This is a genomic window from Pantoea sp. Seng, from assembly GCF_009829935.1.
Classification (GTDB): Bacteria; Pseudomonadota; Gammaproteobacteria; order Enterobacterales; family Enterobacteriaceae; genus Pantoea; species Pantoea communis.
Genome location: NZ_SZZV01000016.1, coordinates 40,787 through 56,934, shown reverse-complemented (window position 1 = coordinate 56,934; position 16,148 = coordinate 40,787). Strand labels below are relative to the sequence as shown.

Annotated in this window: 16 protein-coding genes; 2 read left to right on the top strand and 14 right to left on the bottom strand. The window is 55.1% G+C overall.

Going from position 1 to position 16,148, the window contains the following annotated elements:
- Window positions 1-29: 29 nt before the first annotated feature.
- Complete coding sequence (gene ggt / locus FD737_RS16805) at window positions 30-1,781, bottom strand: gamma-glutamyltransferase (RefSeq protein ID WP_097118927.1); 1,752 nt, start codon at window positions 1,779-1,781, stop codon at window positions 30-32.
- 202 nt (window positions 1,782-1,983) lie between these two features.
- Here ggt and FD737_RS16800 point away from each other — a divergent pair, with 202 nt between their 5' ends.
- On the top strand, window positions 1,984-2,262 hold the full coding sequence (locus tag FD737_RS16800; RefSeq protein WP_097118926.1) for a DUF2756 domain-containing protein: 279 nt from the start codon (window positions 1,984-1,986) through the stop codon (window positions 2,260-2,262).
- On the opposite strand, the gene ugpQ is transcribed toward FD737_RS16800, so the two are convergent.
- The 10 genes from ugpQ to FD737_RS16750 form a co-directional block, all read right to left on the bottom strand.
- Window positions 2,259-3,002, bottom strand: a complete 744-nt coding sequence (ugpQ, locus tag FD737_RS16795) for a glycerophosphodiester phosphodiesterase (protein WP_160834068.1) — start codon at window positions 3,000-3,002, stop codon at window positions 2,259-2,261. The genes FD737_RS16800 and ugpQ overlap by 4 nt on opposite strands.
- Complete coding sequence (locus FD737_RS16790) at window positions 2,999-4,072, bottom strand: sn-glycerol-3-phosphate import ATP-binding protein UgpC (RefSeq protein ID WP_160834067.1); 1,074 nt, start codon at window positions 4,070-4,072, stop codon at window positions 2,999-3,001. Before FD737_RS16790 ends, ugpQ begins: the two co-directional genes overlap by 4 nt.
- The gene (gene ugpE / locus FD737_RS16785) at window positions 4,073-4,918 is read right to left on the bottom strand and encodes a sn-glycerol-3-phosphate ABC transporter permease UgpE (protein WP_160834066.1); all 846 of its coding nucleotides are present in this window, start codon (window positions 4,916-4,918) and stop codon (window positions 4,073-4,075) included. It lies immediately after the preceding gene.
- Entirely contained in the window at window positions 4,915-5,802 is an 888-nt protein-coding gene (ugpA, locus tag FD737_RS16780) for a sn-glycerol-3-phosphate ABC transporter permease UgpA (protein WP_034827026.1), read from the bottom strand. The genes ugpE and ugpA overlap by 4 nt, the downstream gene beginning before the upstream one ends.
- 61 nt (window positions 5,803-5,863) lie before the next feature.
- Window positions 5,864-7,180 (bottom strand): sn-glycerol-3-phosphate ABC transporter substrate-binding protein UgpB, encoded by a 1,317-nt coding sequence (ugpB, locus tag FD737_RS16775; RefSeq protein WP_034827028.1) that lies wholly within the window; start codon window positions 7,178-7,180, stop codon window positions 5,864-5,866.
- Window positions 7,181-7,508: 328 nt separating this feature from the next.
- Window positions 7,509-8,222 carry a high-affinity branched-chain amino acid ABC transporter ATP-binding protein LivF gene (livF, locus tag FD737_RS16770; protein WP_034827030.1) on the bottom strand — a complete coding sequence of 238 codons (714 nt, stop codon included), beginning with the start codon at window positions 8,220-8,222 and terminating at the stop codon, window positions 7,509-7,511.
- Between the two features lies 1 nt (window position 8,223).
- Window positions 8,224-8,991, bottom strand: coding sequence for a high-affinity branched-chain amino acid ABC transporter ATP-binding protein LivG (gene livG / locus FD737_RS16765; protein WP_034827032.1), 768 nt, complete (start codon window positions 8,989-8,991; stop codon window positions 8,224-8,226).
- Entirely contained in the window at window positions 8,988-10,259 is a 1,272-nt protein-coding gene (locus tag FD737_RS16760) for a high-affinity branched-chain amino acid ABC transporter permease LivM (protein ID WP_160834065.1), read from the bottom strand. Before FD737_RS16760 ends, livG begins: the two co-directional genes overlap by 4 nt.
- Window positions 10,256-11,182, bottom strand: coding sequence for a high-affinity branched-chain amino acid ABC transporter permease LivH (livH, locus tag FD737_RS16755; protein ID WP_160834064.1), 927 nt, complete (start codon window positions 11,180-11,182; stop codon window positions 10,256-10,258). The genes FD737_RS16760 and livH overlap by 4 nt, the downstream gene beginning before the upstream one ends.
- A gap of 157 nt (window positions 11,183-11,339) precedes the next feature.
- A complete protein-coding gene (locus FD737_RS16750) occupies window positions 11,340-12,467 on the bottom strand; it encodes a branched-chain amino acid ABC transporter substrate-binding protein (RefSeq protein ID WP_045815772.1) in 1,128 nt (375 codons plus the stop codon).
- A 404-nt stretch (window positions 12,468-12,871) separates the two neighbouring features.
- Between FD737_RS16750 and panM the strand changes: the two genes are divergently transcribed.
- Window positions 12,872-13,258, top strand: coding sequence for an aspartate 1-decarboxylase autocleavage activator PanM (gene panM, locus FD737_RS16745; protein WP_058960046.1), 387 nt, complete (start codon window positions 12,872-12,874; stop codon window positions 13,256-13,258).
- A gap of 147 nt (window positions 13,259-13,405) precedes the next feature.
- Here the strand turns inward: panM and rpoH are convergent, their stop codons facing one another.
- The 3 genes from rpoH to ftsE all read right to left on the bottom strand — a co-directional run bounded on the left by rpoH (window position 13,406) and on the right by ftsE (window position 16,147).
- Window positions 13,406-14,263, bottom strand: a complete 858-nt coding sequence (gene rpoH, locus FD737_RS16740) for an RNA polymerase sigma factor RpoH (protein WP_034827057.1) — start codon at window positions 14,261-14,263, stop codon at window positions 13,406-13,408.
- 239 nt (window positions 14,264-14,502) lie between these two features.
- Window positions 14,503-15,489 carry a permease-like cell division protein FtsX gene (gene ftsX, locus FD737_RS16735; protein ID WP_058960044.1) on the bottom strand — a complete coding sequence of 329 codons (987 nt, stop codon included), beginning with the start codon at window positions 15,487-15,489 and terminating at the stop codon, window positions 14,503-14,505.
- On the bottom strand, window positions 15,479-16,147 hold the full coding sequence (ftsE, locus tag FD737_RS16730) for a cell division ATP-binding protein FtsE (RefSeq protein WP_034827061.1): 669 nt from the start codon (window positions 16,145-16,147) through the stop codon (window positions 15,479-15,481). The genes ftsX and ftsE overlap by 11 nt, the downstream gene beginning before the upstream one ends.
- Between the last annotated feature and the right edge of the window lies 1 nt (window position 16,148).

The window sequence follows — 16,148 nt, the reverse complement described above, 5'->3', positions numbered from 1 at the left end:
GCGGTAGCGGCGCACTTTATTACGCTAAATTAATACCCGGCACTCAAATCATCCACCGAGCGCGGATCCGAAGCACCATAGCGCATGCCATCCGGCCCAATCATAATGCTCTGCGTGCTGCCCATTGCGGGCATCACTTTCACATGCTGACCTTTAGCTTCCAGCAAACGCAGCGTATCCGGGCTAAAGCCTTTCTCCACGCGTAGCTGATCCGGCAACCATTGATGGTGGAAACGCGGCGCATTGGTCGCTTCCGCTACGTTCATACCGAAATCGATACTGTTCACCACCATTTGCAACACAGTGGTGATAATACGGCTGCCGCCTGGGCTACCCGTTACCAGCCAGGTTTTGCCGTCTTTGGCGATGATGGTCGGTGACATCGACGACAATGGGCGCTTAGCCGGTTGCACCGCATTCGCTTCGCCACCCACCAAACCATACACGTTCGGCGTACCCGGTTTGGCGGAGAAGTCATCCATCTCGTTGTTCATCAGGATACCGCTCTGCCCGGCGACAATGCCGCTACCGAAATAGGTGTTCAGCGTGTAGGTCACGGCGACCGCATTACCGTCTTTATCCACCACCGAGAAGTGCGTAGTCTGGTTGCTTTCGTATGGCTCAAGCTTACCCGGTTTGATTTCGCTGGAAGGACGCGCTTTGTTGACGTCAATCTGCTGCGCCAGGGTTTTGGCGTAAGCTTTGCTGGTCAACGCCTGCTGCGGCACTTTGACGAAATCCGGATCGCCAAGGTATTCCGAACGATCGGCATAGGCGTATTTTTCCGCTTCCGCCATCACCTGCATAGCGTCCGCACTGCCAAAGCCCCACTTCGCCAGATCAAAGTTTTCGAGGATATTCAGGATCTGCACGATGTGAATCCCGCCCGATGATGGAGGCGGCATTGAGAACACCTCATAACCACGATAGGTGCCGCTGACCGGTTTACGCTCTACCGCACGATAGGCGGCCAGATCCGGTTTGCCAATCAATCCGCCATGCTGTGCCATTTCTCCAGCGATCTCATCGGCAATTTTGCCTTTGTAGAACGCATCCGGCCCTTGTTGAGCAATCAGTTGCAGGCTGTGCGCGAGGTTTTTCTGCACCAGACGCTCACCTTTTTGATACGGCTTGCCGTCTGCCTTGTAGAAAATCGCCCGGCTGTTGTCGTGATTGATCAACGTCTCTTTGCCGTAGGTCGCCAAATCGTCCGCCAGCGCATCGTTAACGATGATGCCCTCACGCGCTAGCTTAATCGCCGGAGCCAGCAGTTTACTCAGCGGCAGCGTACCGTATTTTTGTGCCGCCAGCGCAAAACCAGCAACAGTGCCCGGTGTGCCCGAGGCTAAATGGGACGTGAGCGACAGTTTAGGGTCAGCATTACCCTGCTTATCGAGGAACATATCGCGTGAAGCACGCGCCGGCGCCATTTCACGAAAATCGATCGCCGTGGTGCGTCCCGAGGCGGTACGCAGCATCATAAAGCCACCACCGCCGAGATTACCGGCTTGTGGATGAGTGACGGCTAATGCGAAGCCCACTGCAACGGCCGCATCCACGGCATTACCGCCCTGCTTCAGAATATCGACGCCCACCTGGGTGGCTATCGCATCCACCGACGCCACCATACCGTGCTGCGCCTTCACCGGATGGAAGGTGTCACTGTCCACGCCGTATGACACCGGTGGCGCGCTAGCGGGCGCGGAAAACGCCCCCTGTACCACGGTAAAACTCATCAATAATGCCCAGCCAACCAGACGCACGCTGCCCTTTAGTCTCATTTGCGATCTTCCTTTGCGATTATTTACATTTGTTATTTTTTGATGCAAGTGTTTGCAAACACGATAAAAAGCGTAGCAGTAAGCCAAATTCGGCGCACTCCTGGTTCAGGACTTTGTGACATCGCATAAACTTATGACAGCAGCCTTGGTTGCCATATTGATGGCGACAGCACACAGCAGGCTGCATTAATGGAGGAAGACCATGAAAAAATGGCTAATCGTTATCGCTGCGTTGCTGCCGTTAAGCAGCATGGCAAATATGCTGAACAGCACAAATGACCCGAACAAGCCTGGCTATAACCCGAGCCAGCAGCGCATGCAGTCGCAAATGCAGACTCAGCAGCAACAACAACAGTTGAAGCTGAAACAGGATCAGCAGCAGCAGAATCAGGAGTTACAGCGGAAAATGCAGGAGCGAAGGGATAGCGCCCAGCAGCGCATGATTCAGCAACAGCCGGGCCAGCAGCAAAACCAGAATTAACGGAAGTCGGGACCGATAATGTCGATGCGGTCAGTACAGATGGCATCGACGCCCCAACTCAATAGCTCGCGCGCCCGCGCGGGCTGATTCACCGTGTACACCAGAATATGCAATCCGGCGGCTTTCAGCTGCGCGGTGCGTTCGGCATCCAGCAGTTTGTGATTGAGATGGATAGAGACGCAATCCAGCGCGCTCGTCAGCGCCAACCAATCTTCGCGCCACTCATCCAATAGCAATCCGCGTGGCAACTCAGGCACCGCCTGCATTGCCGCTTCCAGTGCTTCATAAGAGAAGGAAGAGAGCAGCGGCGCCGTTTGCCCCTGCCACAGTTCTCGCGCGGCCAACGCCACATCGCGTCCGGTTTCCACCTCTTTGCCGGTGGTCGGCTTGATCTCAACGTTCGCCATCATCTGATGCTGGCGGCAGCGATCGGCCACGTCACGCAGCAGTGCCAGCGGCTCGCCTTCATACTCACGGCTGTACCAGCTACCCGCATCCAGCTGCGATAGTTTACTCCATGAGAGATCGCCCGCCACACCCCAGCCGTTGCTGGTGCGATCCAGCGTATCGTCATGCAGCAGGAACACCTGTTTATCATCCGACAGCTTGGCATCAAACTCGATCATGGTATGACCGTACTGCGCGCCGACATCTATTGCCGCCAGCGTATTTTCCGGAGCCAGTTTACCGCCGCCGCGATGGGCGACGATTTGTGGGTATGGCCAATTTTCTACACTCATTCCAGACGCTTTCCATGGGTTGAATCGAAGAAGTGTAACGCATCTGGCGGCAGTTGCAGCCATAAGGTGCTGCCCGATTGCGGACGTTCACTGTGCGGCAAACGCACCACCAGACGGGTATTACCGATGCGGCCGTGCGCGAGATTATCCGCACCCAACATCTCCAGCGTATCGACCACTAATGGAATGCCGCCCGCTGCTTGCGAGCTGAGCACCAGATGCTCAGGACGGATGCCCAACGTAAGGGGACGATTCGCCCACTTCGCTTTGCTCTCGCCCAATGGCAAGCTATTAAGCGCATCGAGCGTAAAGCGCGTGCCGTCGCTGTTGATCTGGCCTGGCAGCAGGTTCATTGCCGGTGCACCGATAAACGACGCCACAAACTGGCTCGCCGGACGCTCATACACTTCCACCGGCGTGCCGACTTGCTCGACTACACCTTTGTTCATCACCATCACGCGCTGGGCCAACGTCATGGCTTCTACCTGATCGTGCGTCACATACAGACTGGTGGTTTTCAGGCGACGGTGCAGTTGTTGCAGCTCAAGACGCATCTGCACACGCAGGCGCGCATCGAGGTTCGACAGCGGCTCATCGAACAGGAACACCGCTGGTTCACGCACGATGGCGCGGCCCATTGCCACACGCTGGCGCTGTCCACCGGAAAGCTCACGCGGACGACGTGACAGCAGGTGATCCAATTCCAGACTGCGCGCGGCTTCCATTACGCGTTGATCGATCTGCTCTTTACCCATGCCGCGAATTTTCAGGCCGTAAGCCATGTTTTTGCCCACGGTCATATGCGGGTAAAGCGCGTAGTTCTGGAATACCATGGCGATGCCACGATCTTTCGGTTCCATATTGGTGACGCGCTTGTCGTCGATATAGATATCGCCGGAAGTCACACGTTCCAGCCCCGCTACCATGCGCAGCAACGTCGATTTGCCGCAGCCGGAAGGGCCCACCATCACCATAAACTCGCCATCATTGAAGGTGATATTCAGTGGCTGAATGATCTGATTTTTGCCGTCATACGATTTGGTGACGGTCTGAAGGGTTACGCCTGCCATTTATTTATCACTCTCCACCAGGCCACGCACAAAGGCACGTTGCATCACGAGTACCACCACCACCGGTGGGATCAGGGTTAATAACATTGCCGCCATCACTTCGTTCCACTGCGTCGGCCCACCGCTGGTGTTGATCATACTTTTCACCCCGGCGACCGCCGTGCTGAGACTGGGATCGTTGATGATCAACAGCGGCCACAGATACTGGTTCCAGCCGTAGATAAAGGTGATCACGAACAGCGCCGCGAGGTTGGTTTTGGACAGTGGCAAAACGATGTCCCAGAAGAAGCGCATCGGGCTGGCGCCATCAATGCGCGCCGCTTCAATCAGCTCATCCGGCAACGACATAAAGAACTGGCGGAACAGGAAGGTCGCAGTTGCTGAAGCCATGAGCGGCAGGGTTAAGCCACTGTAGCTGTCGAGCATGTGCAGGTTTGAAATCACTTCTACCGTCGGAAAGATACGCACTTCCACCGGCAGCATCAGGGTGATGAAGATCAGCCAGAAGAACAGCGAGCGCAACGGGAAACGGAACCACACCAGTGCAAACGCGGAGAGCATCGACACCGCGATTTTACTCACCGTGATGCCGAGTGCCATGATCAGGCTGTTGAGCATCATCATGCCAAAGGCCGGACCGCTGCCGTTGACGCCCTGGGTCCAGATGCGCGAAATGTTGTCCCACAGATGTGTGCCGGGCACTAAGGTCATCGGCACCTGATACACCGCTTCGTTATCCAGCGTGGCGGCGACTATCGCCACGTACAGTGGGAACAGAATGGTCAGGACACCGAGCACCAGCAGGGTATGGCTGAAGATGTCCAGCCCGCGTCGATTCTCAATCATTGGTATTGCACCTTACGCTCGACAAAGCGGAATTGCAGGATCGTCAGGCCAATCACCAGCAGCATCAGCACCACGGATTGCGCGGCAGAGGACGAGAGATCCAGACCGGTAAAGCCTTCGCGATAAATTTTGTAGATCAGCGTGGTAGTGGCCTGCACCGGACCGCCGCCGGTCGCGGCATCGATCACCGGGAAGGTGTCGAAGAAGGCATACACCAGGTTGACCACCAGCAGGAAGAAACTCACCGGGGTGATCAGCGGCAGTGACAGATTGAAGAAGCGACGCACCGGTCCAGCACCGTCTATCGCCGCCGCTTCCACCAGCGATTTGGGGATCGACTGCAGTGCGGCAAAGAAGAACAGGAAGTTGTAGCTCATCTGCTGCCAGATGGATGCCAGCACGATCAGGAACATCGCCTGACCGCTGTTTTGCGCGTAGTTCCAGTTATAGCCAATCTGGTTCAGCAGATGGCTGAACAGGCCGAGGCCAGGGTTGAACAGGAACATCCACAGCACGGCAGCGACCACCGGTGCAACGGCGTAAGGCAGCAGCAATAGCGTTTGGTACAGTTTTTTCAGACGCACCACGTAGTCGACCAGAGCCGCCAGCAGCAGCGAGAAGGTCATGCCGCACACCGTAACCAGTGCGCTGAATTCGATGGTGGTCCAGAAAGAGTCGAGGTAATAGCTGTCGCTGAACAGGCGTTTGAAGTTATCCAGCCCGACGAAGGTGCTGGAAATACCAAAGGGATCGATGCTTTGCAGCGAATACCACAGCGCTTCACCGGCCGGCCACAGGAAGAAAATAGCGGTAATCACCAGTTGTGGTGCCACCAGCAAATAGGGCAAAAAACGGGAGCGAAAAACAGGGCGTGATGAGGACATAGCAGACTCGCCAAAAGAGAAATCGGGGCTGACGCCATGCGCCAGCCCCGAGACAACGGAATTACTTCACTTGCTGTTCAAAACGACGCAGCAGTTCGTTTCCGCGCTTCACAGCGTTATCCAGTGCAGCTTGTGGCGCCTGTTTGCCCGTCCACACGCCTTCCAGCTCTTCGTCCACAATGGTACGAATCTGTGGCATGTTGCCCAGACGCATGCCTTTGGTGAACGGCAGTGGATCTTTGTTCAGCATCTGACGTGTGGCGATGTCTGCGCCTGGGTTCTTGTCATAGAAGCCCTGTTGCTTGGTCAGCTCATATGCAGCAGTGGTGATTGGCAGGTAACCGGTCTTCTGGTGCCATTCTGCGGCGATTTCTGGCTGAGCCAGGAACTTCATGAACTCGGCTACGCCCTTGTAGGTGTCGGCATCTTTGCCTTTCATCACCCACAGGCTCGCGCCGCCGATGATGGCGTTCTGCGGTGCGTTAGGCACAGTTGAGTCATAAGGCATCATGCCGACGCCGAAGTTGAATTTCGCGTAATGCTTGATATCCGCCAGAGAGCCGGAAGAAGCCGTGGTGATGCCGCAATCGCCGTTGTAGAACTTCGCGGTGGATTCATCTTTACGACCGAAGTAGGTGAAATCACCCTTCTTGTTCATGTCTTCCAGCATCTGGATGTGGCGCACCTGAACCGGCTTGTTAAATTCCAATACCGCATCGGTACCGTCAAAGCCGTTGTTTTTGGTGGCAACCGGCAGTGCATGCCAGGCGCTGAAGTTTTCGATTTGAATCCAACCCTGCCAGCCGCTGGCGTAACCACAAGTCATGCCCGCTTTACGCAGTGCGTCGGCGTCTTTTGCCAGTTCCTGCCAGGTTTTAGGCGGCTGGTCTGGGTTCAGACCGGCTTTCTTGAACGCATCTTTGTTGTAGTACAGCACTGGGGTTGAGCTGTTGAACGGCTGAGAGATCAGCTGGCCATTGCTGTCGCTGTAATAACCTGCAACCGCTGGCACGAACTGTTTTGGATCCATCTGCACGCCCGCGTCTTTAAACACGTCATGCACAGGCACGATAGCTTTTGAAGCCATCATGGTCGCCGTACCCACTTCGTAAACCTGCAGAATCGCCGGTGCTTTACCGGTACGCACAGCAGCGATACCCGCTGCCAGGCTCTGCTCGTAGTTACCTTTGTAAGTCGGTACGATTTTGTATTCTGGGTGAGCCTGGTTAAAACGTTGTGCCAGAGAATCGACTTCTTTGCCTAACTCGCCTTCCATTGAGTGCCAGAAAGGAATGTCAGTGGCAGCCAGCGCGTTACCACTGAGCGCCAGACCAAGCAAAACACTCATCAGGCGGGGACGAAGCGTAAAAGCGGACATAAGTTTTTTCCTGTGCTGTTAGGTACGCGCGATATCACGCATTTTTTTGTTCGCGAAGTAACATGACACGGGGAAATGACGGATTAATAACAGGTTTATGACGGGAATGTGACGGAGATTGCGCGTATTAGAAAGTTTAAAGTGGCACAAGTTATCTCAAACTTGAGCCACTGTTTAGACCGCCAGCGTTGCAGTCAGACCGCACCTTCTATCAGACCGTCGGCGGCGCAGCCAGATTGCGGGCGGACAGCGCGCAGCCACCGGAACGTACACGTAGTACGTGAGGATAGCGAGCACTGCCCAACCGCAAGCTGGCAAGTAAGCCAGGTCAGGCACCGAGGTAAGCGCTGCGTACCGCTTCGTTGGACAGCAACGCTTCACCACTGTCTTCCAGCACCACATGACCGTTCTCCAGCACGTAGCCGCGATCGGCGAGCTTCAGCGCCTGGTTGGCGTTTTGCTCCACCAGGAAAATGGTCATGCCCTCTTTACGCAACTGTTCAATCGTATCGAAAATCTGCTGAATAATAATCGGTGCTAAACCTAAAGAAGGTTCGTCGAGTAACAGCAAACGCGGCTGACTCATTAGCGCACGACCGATCGCCAGCATCTGCTGTTCACCACCGGACATGGTGCCCGCGCGCTGCACTTTACGTTCAGCCAGACGCGGGAACAGCTGATAAACCCGCTCAATGCGCTCCTGATACTGCTGGCGCGTGGCAAAGAAACCGCCCATCGCCAGGTTCTCTTCCACCGTCATCCGGGAAAACACGCGGCGGCCTTCCGGCACAATCGCAATCGCTTCACGCATGATTTTGGCGGTTTGCCAGTCAGTGATCTCTTTGCCGTCGAAGATAATAGTGCCACTGGTGGCACGCGGTTCACCGCACAGGGTGCCGAGCAACGTGGTTTTACCTGCGCCGTTAGCCCCAATCAGGGTGACAATTTCACCCTGACTGATGTGCAGGTTGATGTTGTGCAGTGCCTGAATCGGGCCGTAATGGGCACTCACCCCTTGCAACGTTAAAATTGGGTTTGCCATATTACGCCTCACCTAAATAAGCACGGATCACATCCGGATTGTTACGCACTTCTTCCGGCGTACCGTTAGCCAGCGGTGTGCCCTGGTTCACCACATAAATGCGGTCAGAAATGCCCATCACCAGCTTCATATCGTGTTCGATTAACAGTACCGAGACCTTATGCTCACCGCGCAGTTCGGCAATCAGTTCGTCCAGTTCGTGGGTTTCGCGTGGGTTAAGTCCTGCGGCAGGCTCATCCAGCATCAGGATTTCCGGACGCGTCACCATGCAGCGCGCAATCTCCAGACGACGCTGCTGGCCGTAAGCGAGGTTGCCCGCCTGGCGATTGGCCAGCTCCAGCAGGCCGATGCGATCCAGCCAGGTGGCAGCACGATCCAGCGCTTCACTCTCCCCGCGACGGAACGCCGGGGTTTTGAACAGGCCGGAGAACACGCCACTTTTCAGATGCTGATGCTGCGCGACCAGCAGGTTTTCAATCACCGTCATCTCACGGAACAGTCGCACGTGCTGGAAAGTACGCACGATGCCCATACGCGCAATCTTCTGGCCTGGCTGGCCCTGCAACTCCTGATCGCGCAGTTTGATGGTACCGCCGGTCGGCTTGTAAAAACCGGTCAGGCAGTTGAACACCGTGGTTTTACCGGCACCGTTCGGCCCGATCAGTGACACGATTTCCTGGGGATGCAGTTCCAGCGCCACATTGTTGACGGCCAACAGCCCGCCAAAGCGCATCATCAAGCCTTCAACGGCTAACAAAGGCTGACTCATGCCTGCTCTCCTTGTTTACTGCTTTTCAACTTCAGGTGTGGACGTTTCATCGGCAACAATCCTTGCGGACGCCAAATCATCATCAGCACCATCAAACCACCCAGCACCAGCATGCTGTACTCGTTCAAATCACGCATCAATTCGCGCGACACCACCAGCAGCACGGCCGCGAGGATCACCGCAAACTGCGAACCCATGCCGCCCAGTACCACAATCGCCAGCACAAAGGCTGATTCGACGAAGGTGAAGGATTCCGGGCTAACAAAACCCTGACGTGCGGCAAACAGCGTGCCAGCAAAACCGGCGAACACGGCACTGATAGTGAAAGCGGTCAGCTTGATGCGTGTTGGGCTGAGTCCCAATGAACGACAGGCGATCTCATCTTCACGCAGCGCTTCCCACGCGCGACCCAATGGCATACGCAGCAAACGGTTAATCACGAACAAGGTCAGCACCACCAGCAGCAGCGCCACCAGATAGAGGAAGATGACACGATGATTCGGATCGTACTGCAGGCCCGTCAGCTCATGGAAAGTGGTCCAGCCGCCTTCACTGACGCGACGCCCAAACTCAATGCCAAACAGGCTCGGTTTAGGGATCTGCGCAATACCGTTTGGACCACCAGTGATCGAAGTGCTGTTGAGCAGCAGAATACGCACGATTTCACCGAAGCCGAGCGTCACAATCGCCAGATAGTCACCGCGCAGGCGCAGTACCGGGAAGCCGAGCATCATGCCAAACGCACCTGCGACAATCCCCGCCAGCGGCAGGCTTTCCCAGAAACCAAAACCGTAATAGTGATTGAGCAGCGCGAAGGTGTAAGCGCCGATGGCATAGAAACCACCGTAGCCCAGCACCAGCAAACCAGACAGGCCGACCACCACGTTGAGGCCGAGACCGAGCATCACGTAGATCAGCGTTAATGTGGCGATATCGACACTGCCGCGCGACACCAGAAACGGCCACAGCACCGCAGCAGCAATCAACAGCGCCATCACCAGCTTTTGCTTTGGCGTCGAACCATCGAAGCCCGGCAGCACAAAGCCTTTACCGCTGCGTTTGAACTTTCCATGGAACACCGGGCGCAGCAGCTGGAAGACAAAAACCACCGCACAGCCGATGAAAATCCAGTTCCAGCGCGCCGCGCCAGCGTTAGCCACCACCAGTTTGGTGCCATCAAGATCAAGACGGACGCCCATAAAGAAGGTGGCGAGAATCAGTAACATCACCGTTGAAATCACGGCGTTGACCAGACCGAGGCGTTTCATACTTTCTCTACCTCCGGACGGCCCAGAATGCCGGTAGGCATCACCAGCAGCACTACAATCAGCAGTGCGAATGACACCACATCTTTGTATTCAGTCGACAGATACGCCGAGGTCAGCGCTTCAGCGATACCGAGCACCAGACCACCAATCATCGCGCCCGGAATACTGCCGATGCCGCCCAGTACCGCAGCGGTAAACGCCTTCATCCCGGCCATAAAGCCGATGAACGGGTTAATAGAGCCGTAGAACTGGCCGAGCAGCACGCCCGCCACCGCCGCCATCGCCGCACCAATAATGAAGGTCAGTGAGATCACGCGGTCAGTGTTAATCCCCAGCAGACTGGCCATTTTCAGGTCTTCCGCACAGGCGCGGCAGGCGCGGCCCATACGTGAATAACGAATAAACAGCGTCAGGGCCAGCATCGAGAGGAAGGTCACGACCCAAATCACCAGCTGCATGGTGGAGAGCGTGGCAGCAAAGCCGTTGCTCTCGCCCAGCGTCCACTGGCCGGTAATCAGGCTTGGCAACGCCAGATCGCGCGAACCTTGCGTCAGACTGACGTAGTTCTGCAGGAAGATCGACATCCCGATAGCCGAGATGAGGGCGATCAAACGCTTAGAGGAGCGCACGGGTTTGTACGCCACGCGCTCAATGCTCCAGCCGTAAGCGCTGGAGATGATCACCGCCATCACAAAACCGGCGGCGATCATCAGCCACGTGGTATCGATACCCATCATCATCAGGGCGGCAATCACAATAAAGGAGACATAACTGCCGATCATATACACCTCGCCATGGGCGAAGTTGATCATGCCGATGATGCCGTAAACAATGGTGTAACCAATGGCGATCAGCGCGTAAGTGCTCCCGAGGGTGACCCCGTTGAACATCTGCTGAATGAAATAGAGAAACTGCTCGGACATAGTGAGGACCTGCATGTGGACTAAAAATCCCCTCTCCCTTTTGGCAGAGGGTTAGGGTGAGGGAACAGGCGCGCGGGATCCCATCAAGACGGTACGCGCTGTCCCTCCCCCAGCCCTCTCCGGCAAAAGAGAGGGCCAATCTATTTAAGCTTGGGAATTACTTAACAGCGGTAGAGGAACCGTCTTTGTGCCATTTGAAGACACCAAATTCGAAGCCCTTCAGGTCGCCTTTCTGATCCCAGTTCAGGTTGCCCATCACCGTTGGAACCGCTGCGCCCTCTTTCAGGTTTTTAGCAATGGCATCTGGCTCAGCGCTCTTGCTACGTTCAATACCGGCCACCAGCGACTGAATGGCCGCATAGGTGGTCCAGACGAACGGACCGGTTGGATCTTTACGGTTAGACGCGGTATTAGCTTTGATGGCTTCAACAATCGCCTTGTTCTCTGGCAACTGGTCATAACGTTTCGGCAAGGTGACGTACAGGCCTTCAGATGCATCACCGGCGATGTTAGACAGTGAGGCGTTGCCTACACCTTCTGGACCCATGAAGCCAGCAGTCAGACCGGCTGCTTTTGCCTGACGCAGAATCTGGCCCAGCTCTGGGTAGTAGCCACCGTAGTAAACGAAATCGACGTTTTCTTTCTTCAGACGCGCAATCAGCGTAGAGAAATCTTTATCGCCCGCGGTGATACCTTCGAACAGCACCACATTGCCGCCTTTGGCTTTCAGGGTTTTCTGCACCGATTCGGCCAGTCCCTGACCGTACTGCTGCTTGTCATGCACCACAGCGATACGTTTTGGTTTGATCTCATTGAGAATGTAAGTTGCAGCGGTTGGACCCTGATCGGAATCCAGACCGGTAGTACGCAGCACATCCGCATAGCCACGCGCGGTCAGCTCTGGTGCGGTTGCCGCTGGGGTGATCATCAGAATGCCTTCATCGTTATAGATGTCGGAAGCAGGCTGAGTAGAAGAGGAGCACAGGTGGCCGATCACATACTTGATGCCGTCGTTAACCACTTTGTTGGCCACTGCAACCGCTTGTTTCGGGTCACAGGCGTCGTCATATTCCACGCCAACCAGTTTGTCACCGTTCACGCCACCTTTGGCGTTGATGTCCTTAATGGCTTGCGCTGCACCGGTGAACTGCATATCACCGTATTGTGCAACCGGACCAGTTGCTGCGCCAACGATGGCAATCTTGATATCTTTCGCCAGTGCCGCGTGGCTCAGCGCCAGCGCAACGCAACCCGCCAGTAATGCGCGTCCTTTACTCATTTTCATGCGAACTTCCCCATCTGTTGTGTCGTGTGTCGTTGTGTTTGGTTTATTTTCTGCCAGTCAAAGAGGAAAACTGATTCAAGAATAATGAGTTAGCGCTCTTTTCTGGCATTTATTGGTAATAAGGCTTTATTTTTCAGGTTATTAAACAGGAACTTTCTTCTGTAAATCAACTGACATATTCAGTATTAGTCGCGTTGCACAGCAGAATCATCTGGTTTTTATGGCCGGTTTTTAGCCAAAATGCCAGCGCGTTATGCTGGCTTTTTCAGCTAACATTGATGGCTTCCTCCACAATCCTGGCAAAGTGGCTGGCATTTGACCTATTTTCATCGCAAAAAAGTGACAGCACGCTGACTGTCTAAATTCGCTACACTATGGCCTTTCTGGCAGTACAGGTAAGGGTAATGAAGCTCACTATTCAGCGAATCACCGCACTCACGCCGCAGGATCGGTTGGATTTAGCTAAAGTCTGGTCGCAGATCGATATTTCGCAACTTGAGGCTGCATTAAGCGAGACGCAGCGGTTGTATGCGGCAAGGTTTAACGATCGTCTGTTGGGCGGGTTGCAGCTGGAGATTTGTGGCACGCAGGGGAAGATTTCACACCTCACCGTGCGCGAAGTGACGCGCCGCCGTGGAGTCGGGCAATATTTGCTGGAAGAGACTATCGCGCAGAATCGCGCGCTGGCAGATTGGTGGGTAGCCGATGACGGCGACGACGATCAGAGTGTGCGCGCGGCCTTTATGCAGGCCTGTGGTTTTCGCGCGCAGGCCGATGGCTGGGTGCGCTAATTATTGCGGACACGTAACGGCGCGATTTATCGCGCTGTCCTGAAGCGCCAGGGTTGGTGACTGATGCGCAATACATTGCGCGGCTACGGACTGCGGGCAAATAAAAAGGGCGACTATAAAGTCGCCCCGTTTTTCACCCGATGGTTATCAGGCTTCAATCGCCATACGCAGTTTCTTCATGGCGTTCTTTTCCAGCTGACGCACACGCTCTGCAGAGACGCCATATTTGTCGGCCAACTCCTGCAAAGTGGTTTTATTCTCATCATCCAGCCAACGGGCGCGGATGATGTGCTGGCTGCGCTCATCAAGGCTCAGCATGGCATCGCTCAGCTTATCAGCAGCGTGCGCATCCCAGTTATCCTCTTCAATGCCGTCGGCAAAGTCTGAGGTTTTATCCTGCAGATAGAGTACCGGTGCCATCGGCTTACCTTCGCCAGCTTCGTCATCCGAAGACATGTCGAAAGTCATATCCTGCGCGGCCATACGAGATTCCATCTCGAGGACATCTTTGCTGCTCACGCCCAACTCGCGCGCAACCATCTCCACTTCATCCTGATTAAACCAACCAAGACGCTGTTTGCTTTTACGCAGATTAAAGAACAGCTTGCGCTGGGCTTTCGTGGTCGCGACTTTCACAATACGCCAGTTACGCAGCACGTATTCGTGAATCTCTGCTTTGATCCAGTGCACGGCAAATGACACCAGACGCACGCCAACTTCAGGGTTGAAGCGACGCACCGCCTTCATCAGGCCGATGTTACCTTCCTGAATCAGGTCCGCCTGTGGCAGGCCGTAACCGGAGTAGTTACGAGCAATATGAACAACAAAGCGCAGGTGAGACAGGATCAGCGTCTTAGCTGCATCCAGATCGCCCTGGTAATGCAGTTTCTCCGCTAATGCCTTCTCCTCTTCTGCCGTTAATACCGGCCAGTTGTTGGCAGCCCGGACATAAGATTCCAGGTTACCCAGAGGCGCAATCGCTAAAGTTTGCATTTCTTTGGTCATTCAAACCCTCACAAATTCAATGGACTTGCTGCGCGGTATTTTGCGCAGACGTTACATTATGTCAACGTCGCGAAAAAACCAAAAGCAATCTGTGCTACTTGGACGACAAAGTTATCCACAAGTTCAATATTAGCAGTGAATATTTTACACACAGATGACGGCGGGGAAAATAGGAAGATTCCTCTGCTCCCAGATCGTCGGCAGCAGAGGAAGAGTATATCAAAAAACGTTGCTGTTGGTTACTGCGGCGTAAATCGGCGTAAATGTTGTACAGTGGCTAACCATGCGGCAACCCAGCCAATAATGGCGGCGATGAGCAGCAGTAGCAGCCCTTCGTCCCAGGAAAAACCTTCAAGAACAAAGGTGGTGCCAAACACCGTCGCCACCTGCGCTACGACTGATTGCAGACGCAGTACCAGCACTTCGGACAGCAGCAGTGAAAGCACTGCACCACTGAAACCTAACAGCGCGCCGCCATACAGGAACGGACGCAAGATAAAGCCGTCGGTGGCACCAATCAGCTTTTGCACGTTAATGGTATCGCGACGGGCAAAGATGCTCAGGCGCACGCTGTTACCAATCACCAGGAACACCGCCACCACCATCAGCAGACCAATCATCGAAGCAATTTGCCCTACCAGCCCGGTTAACGCCGCTAAACGGGCAAACCAGCTGTCATCCATGCGCACTTCATCCACACCCTGCACTTTCGACACGCGGTCGCGCAGGTTAGCCATAGTGTCTGAATTCTGGAAATTCAGTTTCGGCGTGATGATGGCCACGGCAGGCAGCGGGTTTTGCTCCAGCATGTCCATTGAACCGCCGAAACCAGACCAGTTGCGGAACTCATTCAGCGCTTCTTCACGGGTCAGATAGTTAACGTTATCCACGCCATCTAACTTTTTCAGCTCAGCAGCGACATTCTCAGCCGCCGTATCATCCAGCGCTTTATCCAGATACACCGTCAACTGCGGTGCCGGATACCACTGCGTCGCCGCCTGGCTGACGTTTTTCCACACCATATAGCAGACGCTCGGCAGCGTCAGCGAGATAGCAATCACCATCACGGTCAGCAGCGTGGCCAGCGGCTGACGCCACATATCCGAGAGCGTACCGCGCAGCGCATAGCGCCACTGCTCCTGCCAGCCGCCTTTCAGCGCCTTACTTTTCGAAGGCGCCTTCGCCGCCTTCGGCGCCGCTGGGCGCTTATTGCGTTTATTGACCATCATGGCCTCCGTGCAGGCGTCCCTGATTCAGCGTCATCAAGCGGTAATTGCGGCGGGCAATCAGCCCGGTGTCGTGCGTCGCCATTAAGACGGTCACACCAACACGATTGAACTCTTCAAACAGGCGCAGAATGTCTTCTGACAGGGCATCATCCAGATTACCGGTGGGTTCGTCCGCCAGCAGCACCGCAGGTTTGTTCACCACCGCGCGGGCAATGCCGACACGTTGCTGTTCACCACCAGAAAGCTGGATCGGATAACTCTTCGCTTTGTCGAGCAAGCCGACTTTATCCAGCGCTGCCGATACACGGCGACGAATATCTTCACCACTGGCGCCGGAAATGATCAGTGGAATCGCCACGTTGTCATAGACCGAACGATCCATCAGCAAGTGGTGATCCTGGAAAATCATCCCGATCTGACGTCGCAGGAAAGGCACTTCGCTGCGACGCAGACGTGAAATATCGTGGCCGCTAAACCAGATTTGCCCGGCGCTCGGGCGCTCAATGCCACAAATCAGCTTCAGCAAGGTACTTTTCCCTGCACCGGAGTGGCCGGTCAGGAATGCCATTTCGCCGGGGCGAAGATGGAAATCCACTCCCTGCAGCGCCTGACGTCCTCCCAGGTATGCTTTACTGACCTCTTCAAAGCGAATCATC

Excerpts from the sequence above, each read along its gene's own strand:
- ugpE (WP_160834066.1), bottom strand. The coding sequence starts at position 4,918 with ATGATTGAGAATCGACGCGGGCTGGACATCTTCAGCCATACCCTGCTG.
- livF (WP_034827030.1), bottom strand. The coding sequence starts at position 8,222 with ATGGCAAACCCAATTTTAACGTTGCAAGGGGTGAGTGCCCATTACGGC.
- FD737_RS16790 (WP_160834067.1), bottom strand. The coding sequence starts at position 4,072 with ATGGCAGGCGTAACCCTTCAGACCGTCACCAAATCGTATGACGGCAAA.
- ugpQ (WP_160834068.1), bottom strand. The coding sequence starts at position 3,002 with ATGAGTGTAGAAAATTGGCCATACCCACAAATCGTCGCCCATCGCGGC.
- ftsE (WP_034827061.1), bottom strand. The coding sequence starts at position 16,147 with ATGATTCGCTTTGAAGAGGTCAGTAAAGCATACCTGGGAGGACGTCAG.
- ftsX (WP_058960044.1), bottom strand. The coding sequence starts at position 15,489 with ATGGTCAATAAACGCAATAAGCGCCCAGCGGCGCCGAAGGCGGCGAAG.
- ggt (WP_097118927.1), bottom strand. The coding sequence starts at position 1,781 with ATGAGACTAAAGGGCAGCGTGCGTCTGGTTGGCTGGGCATTATTGATG.
- livG (WP_034827032.1), bottom strand. The coding sequence starts at position 8,991 with ATGAGTCAGCCTTTGTTAGCCGTTGAAGGCTTGATGATGCGCTTTGGC.
- FD737_RS16760 (WP_160834065.1), bottom strand. The coding sequence starts at position 10,259 with ATGAAACGCCTCGGTCTGGTCAACGCCGTGATTTCAACGGTGATGTTA.
- panM (WP_058960046.1), top strand. The coding sequence starts at position 12,872 with ATGAAGCTCACTATTCAGCGAATCACCGCACTCACGCCGCAGGATCGG.
- FD737_RS16800 (WP_097118926.1), top strand. The coding sequence starts at position 1,984 with ATGAAAAAATGGCTAATCGTTATCGCTGCGTTGCTGCCGTTAAGCAGC.
- livH (WP_160834064.1), bottom strand. The coding sequence starts at position 11,182 with ATGTCCGAGCAGTTTCTCTATTTCATTCAGCAGATGTTCAACGGGGTC.
- FD737_RS16750 (WP_045815772.1), bottom strand. The coding sequence starts at position 12,467 with ATGAAAATGAGTAAAGGACGCGCATTACTGGCGGGTTGCGTTGCGCTG.
- rpoH (WP_034827057.1), bottom strand. The coding sequence starts at position 14,263 with ATGACCAAAGAAATGCAAACTTTAGCGATTGCGCCTCTGGGTAACCTG.
- ugpB (WP_034827028.1), bottom strand. The coding sequence starts at position 7,180 with ATGTCCGCTTTTACGCTTCGTCCCCGCCTGATGAGTGTTTTGCTTGGT.
- ugpA (WP_034827026.1), bottom strand. The coding sequence starts at position 5,802 with ATGTCCTCATCACGCCCTGTTTTTCGCTCCCGTTTTTTGCCCTATTTG.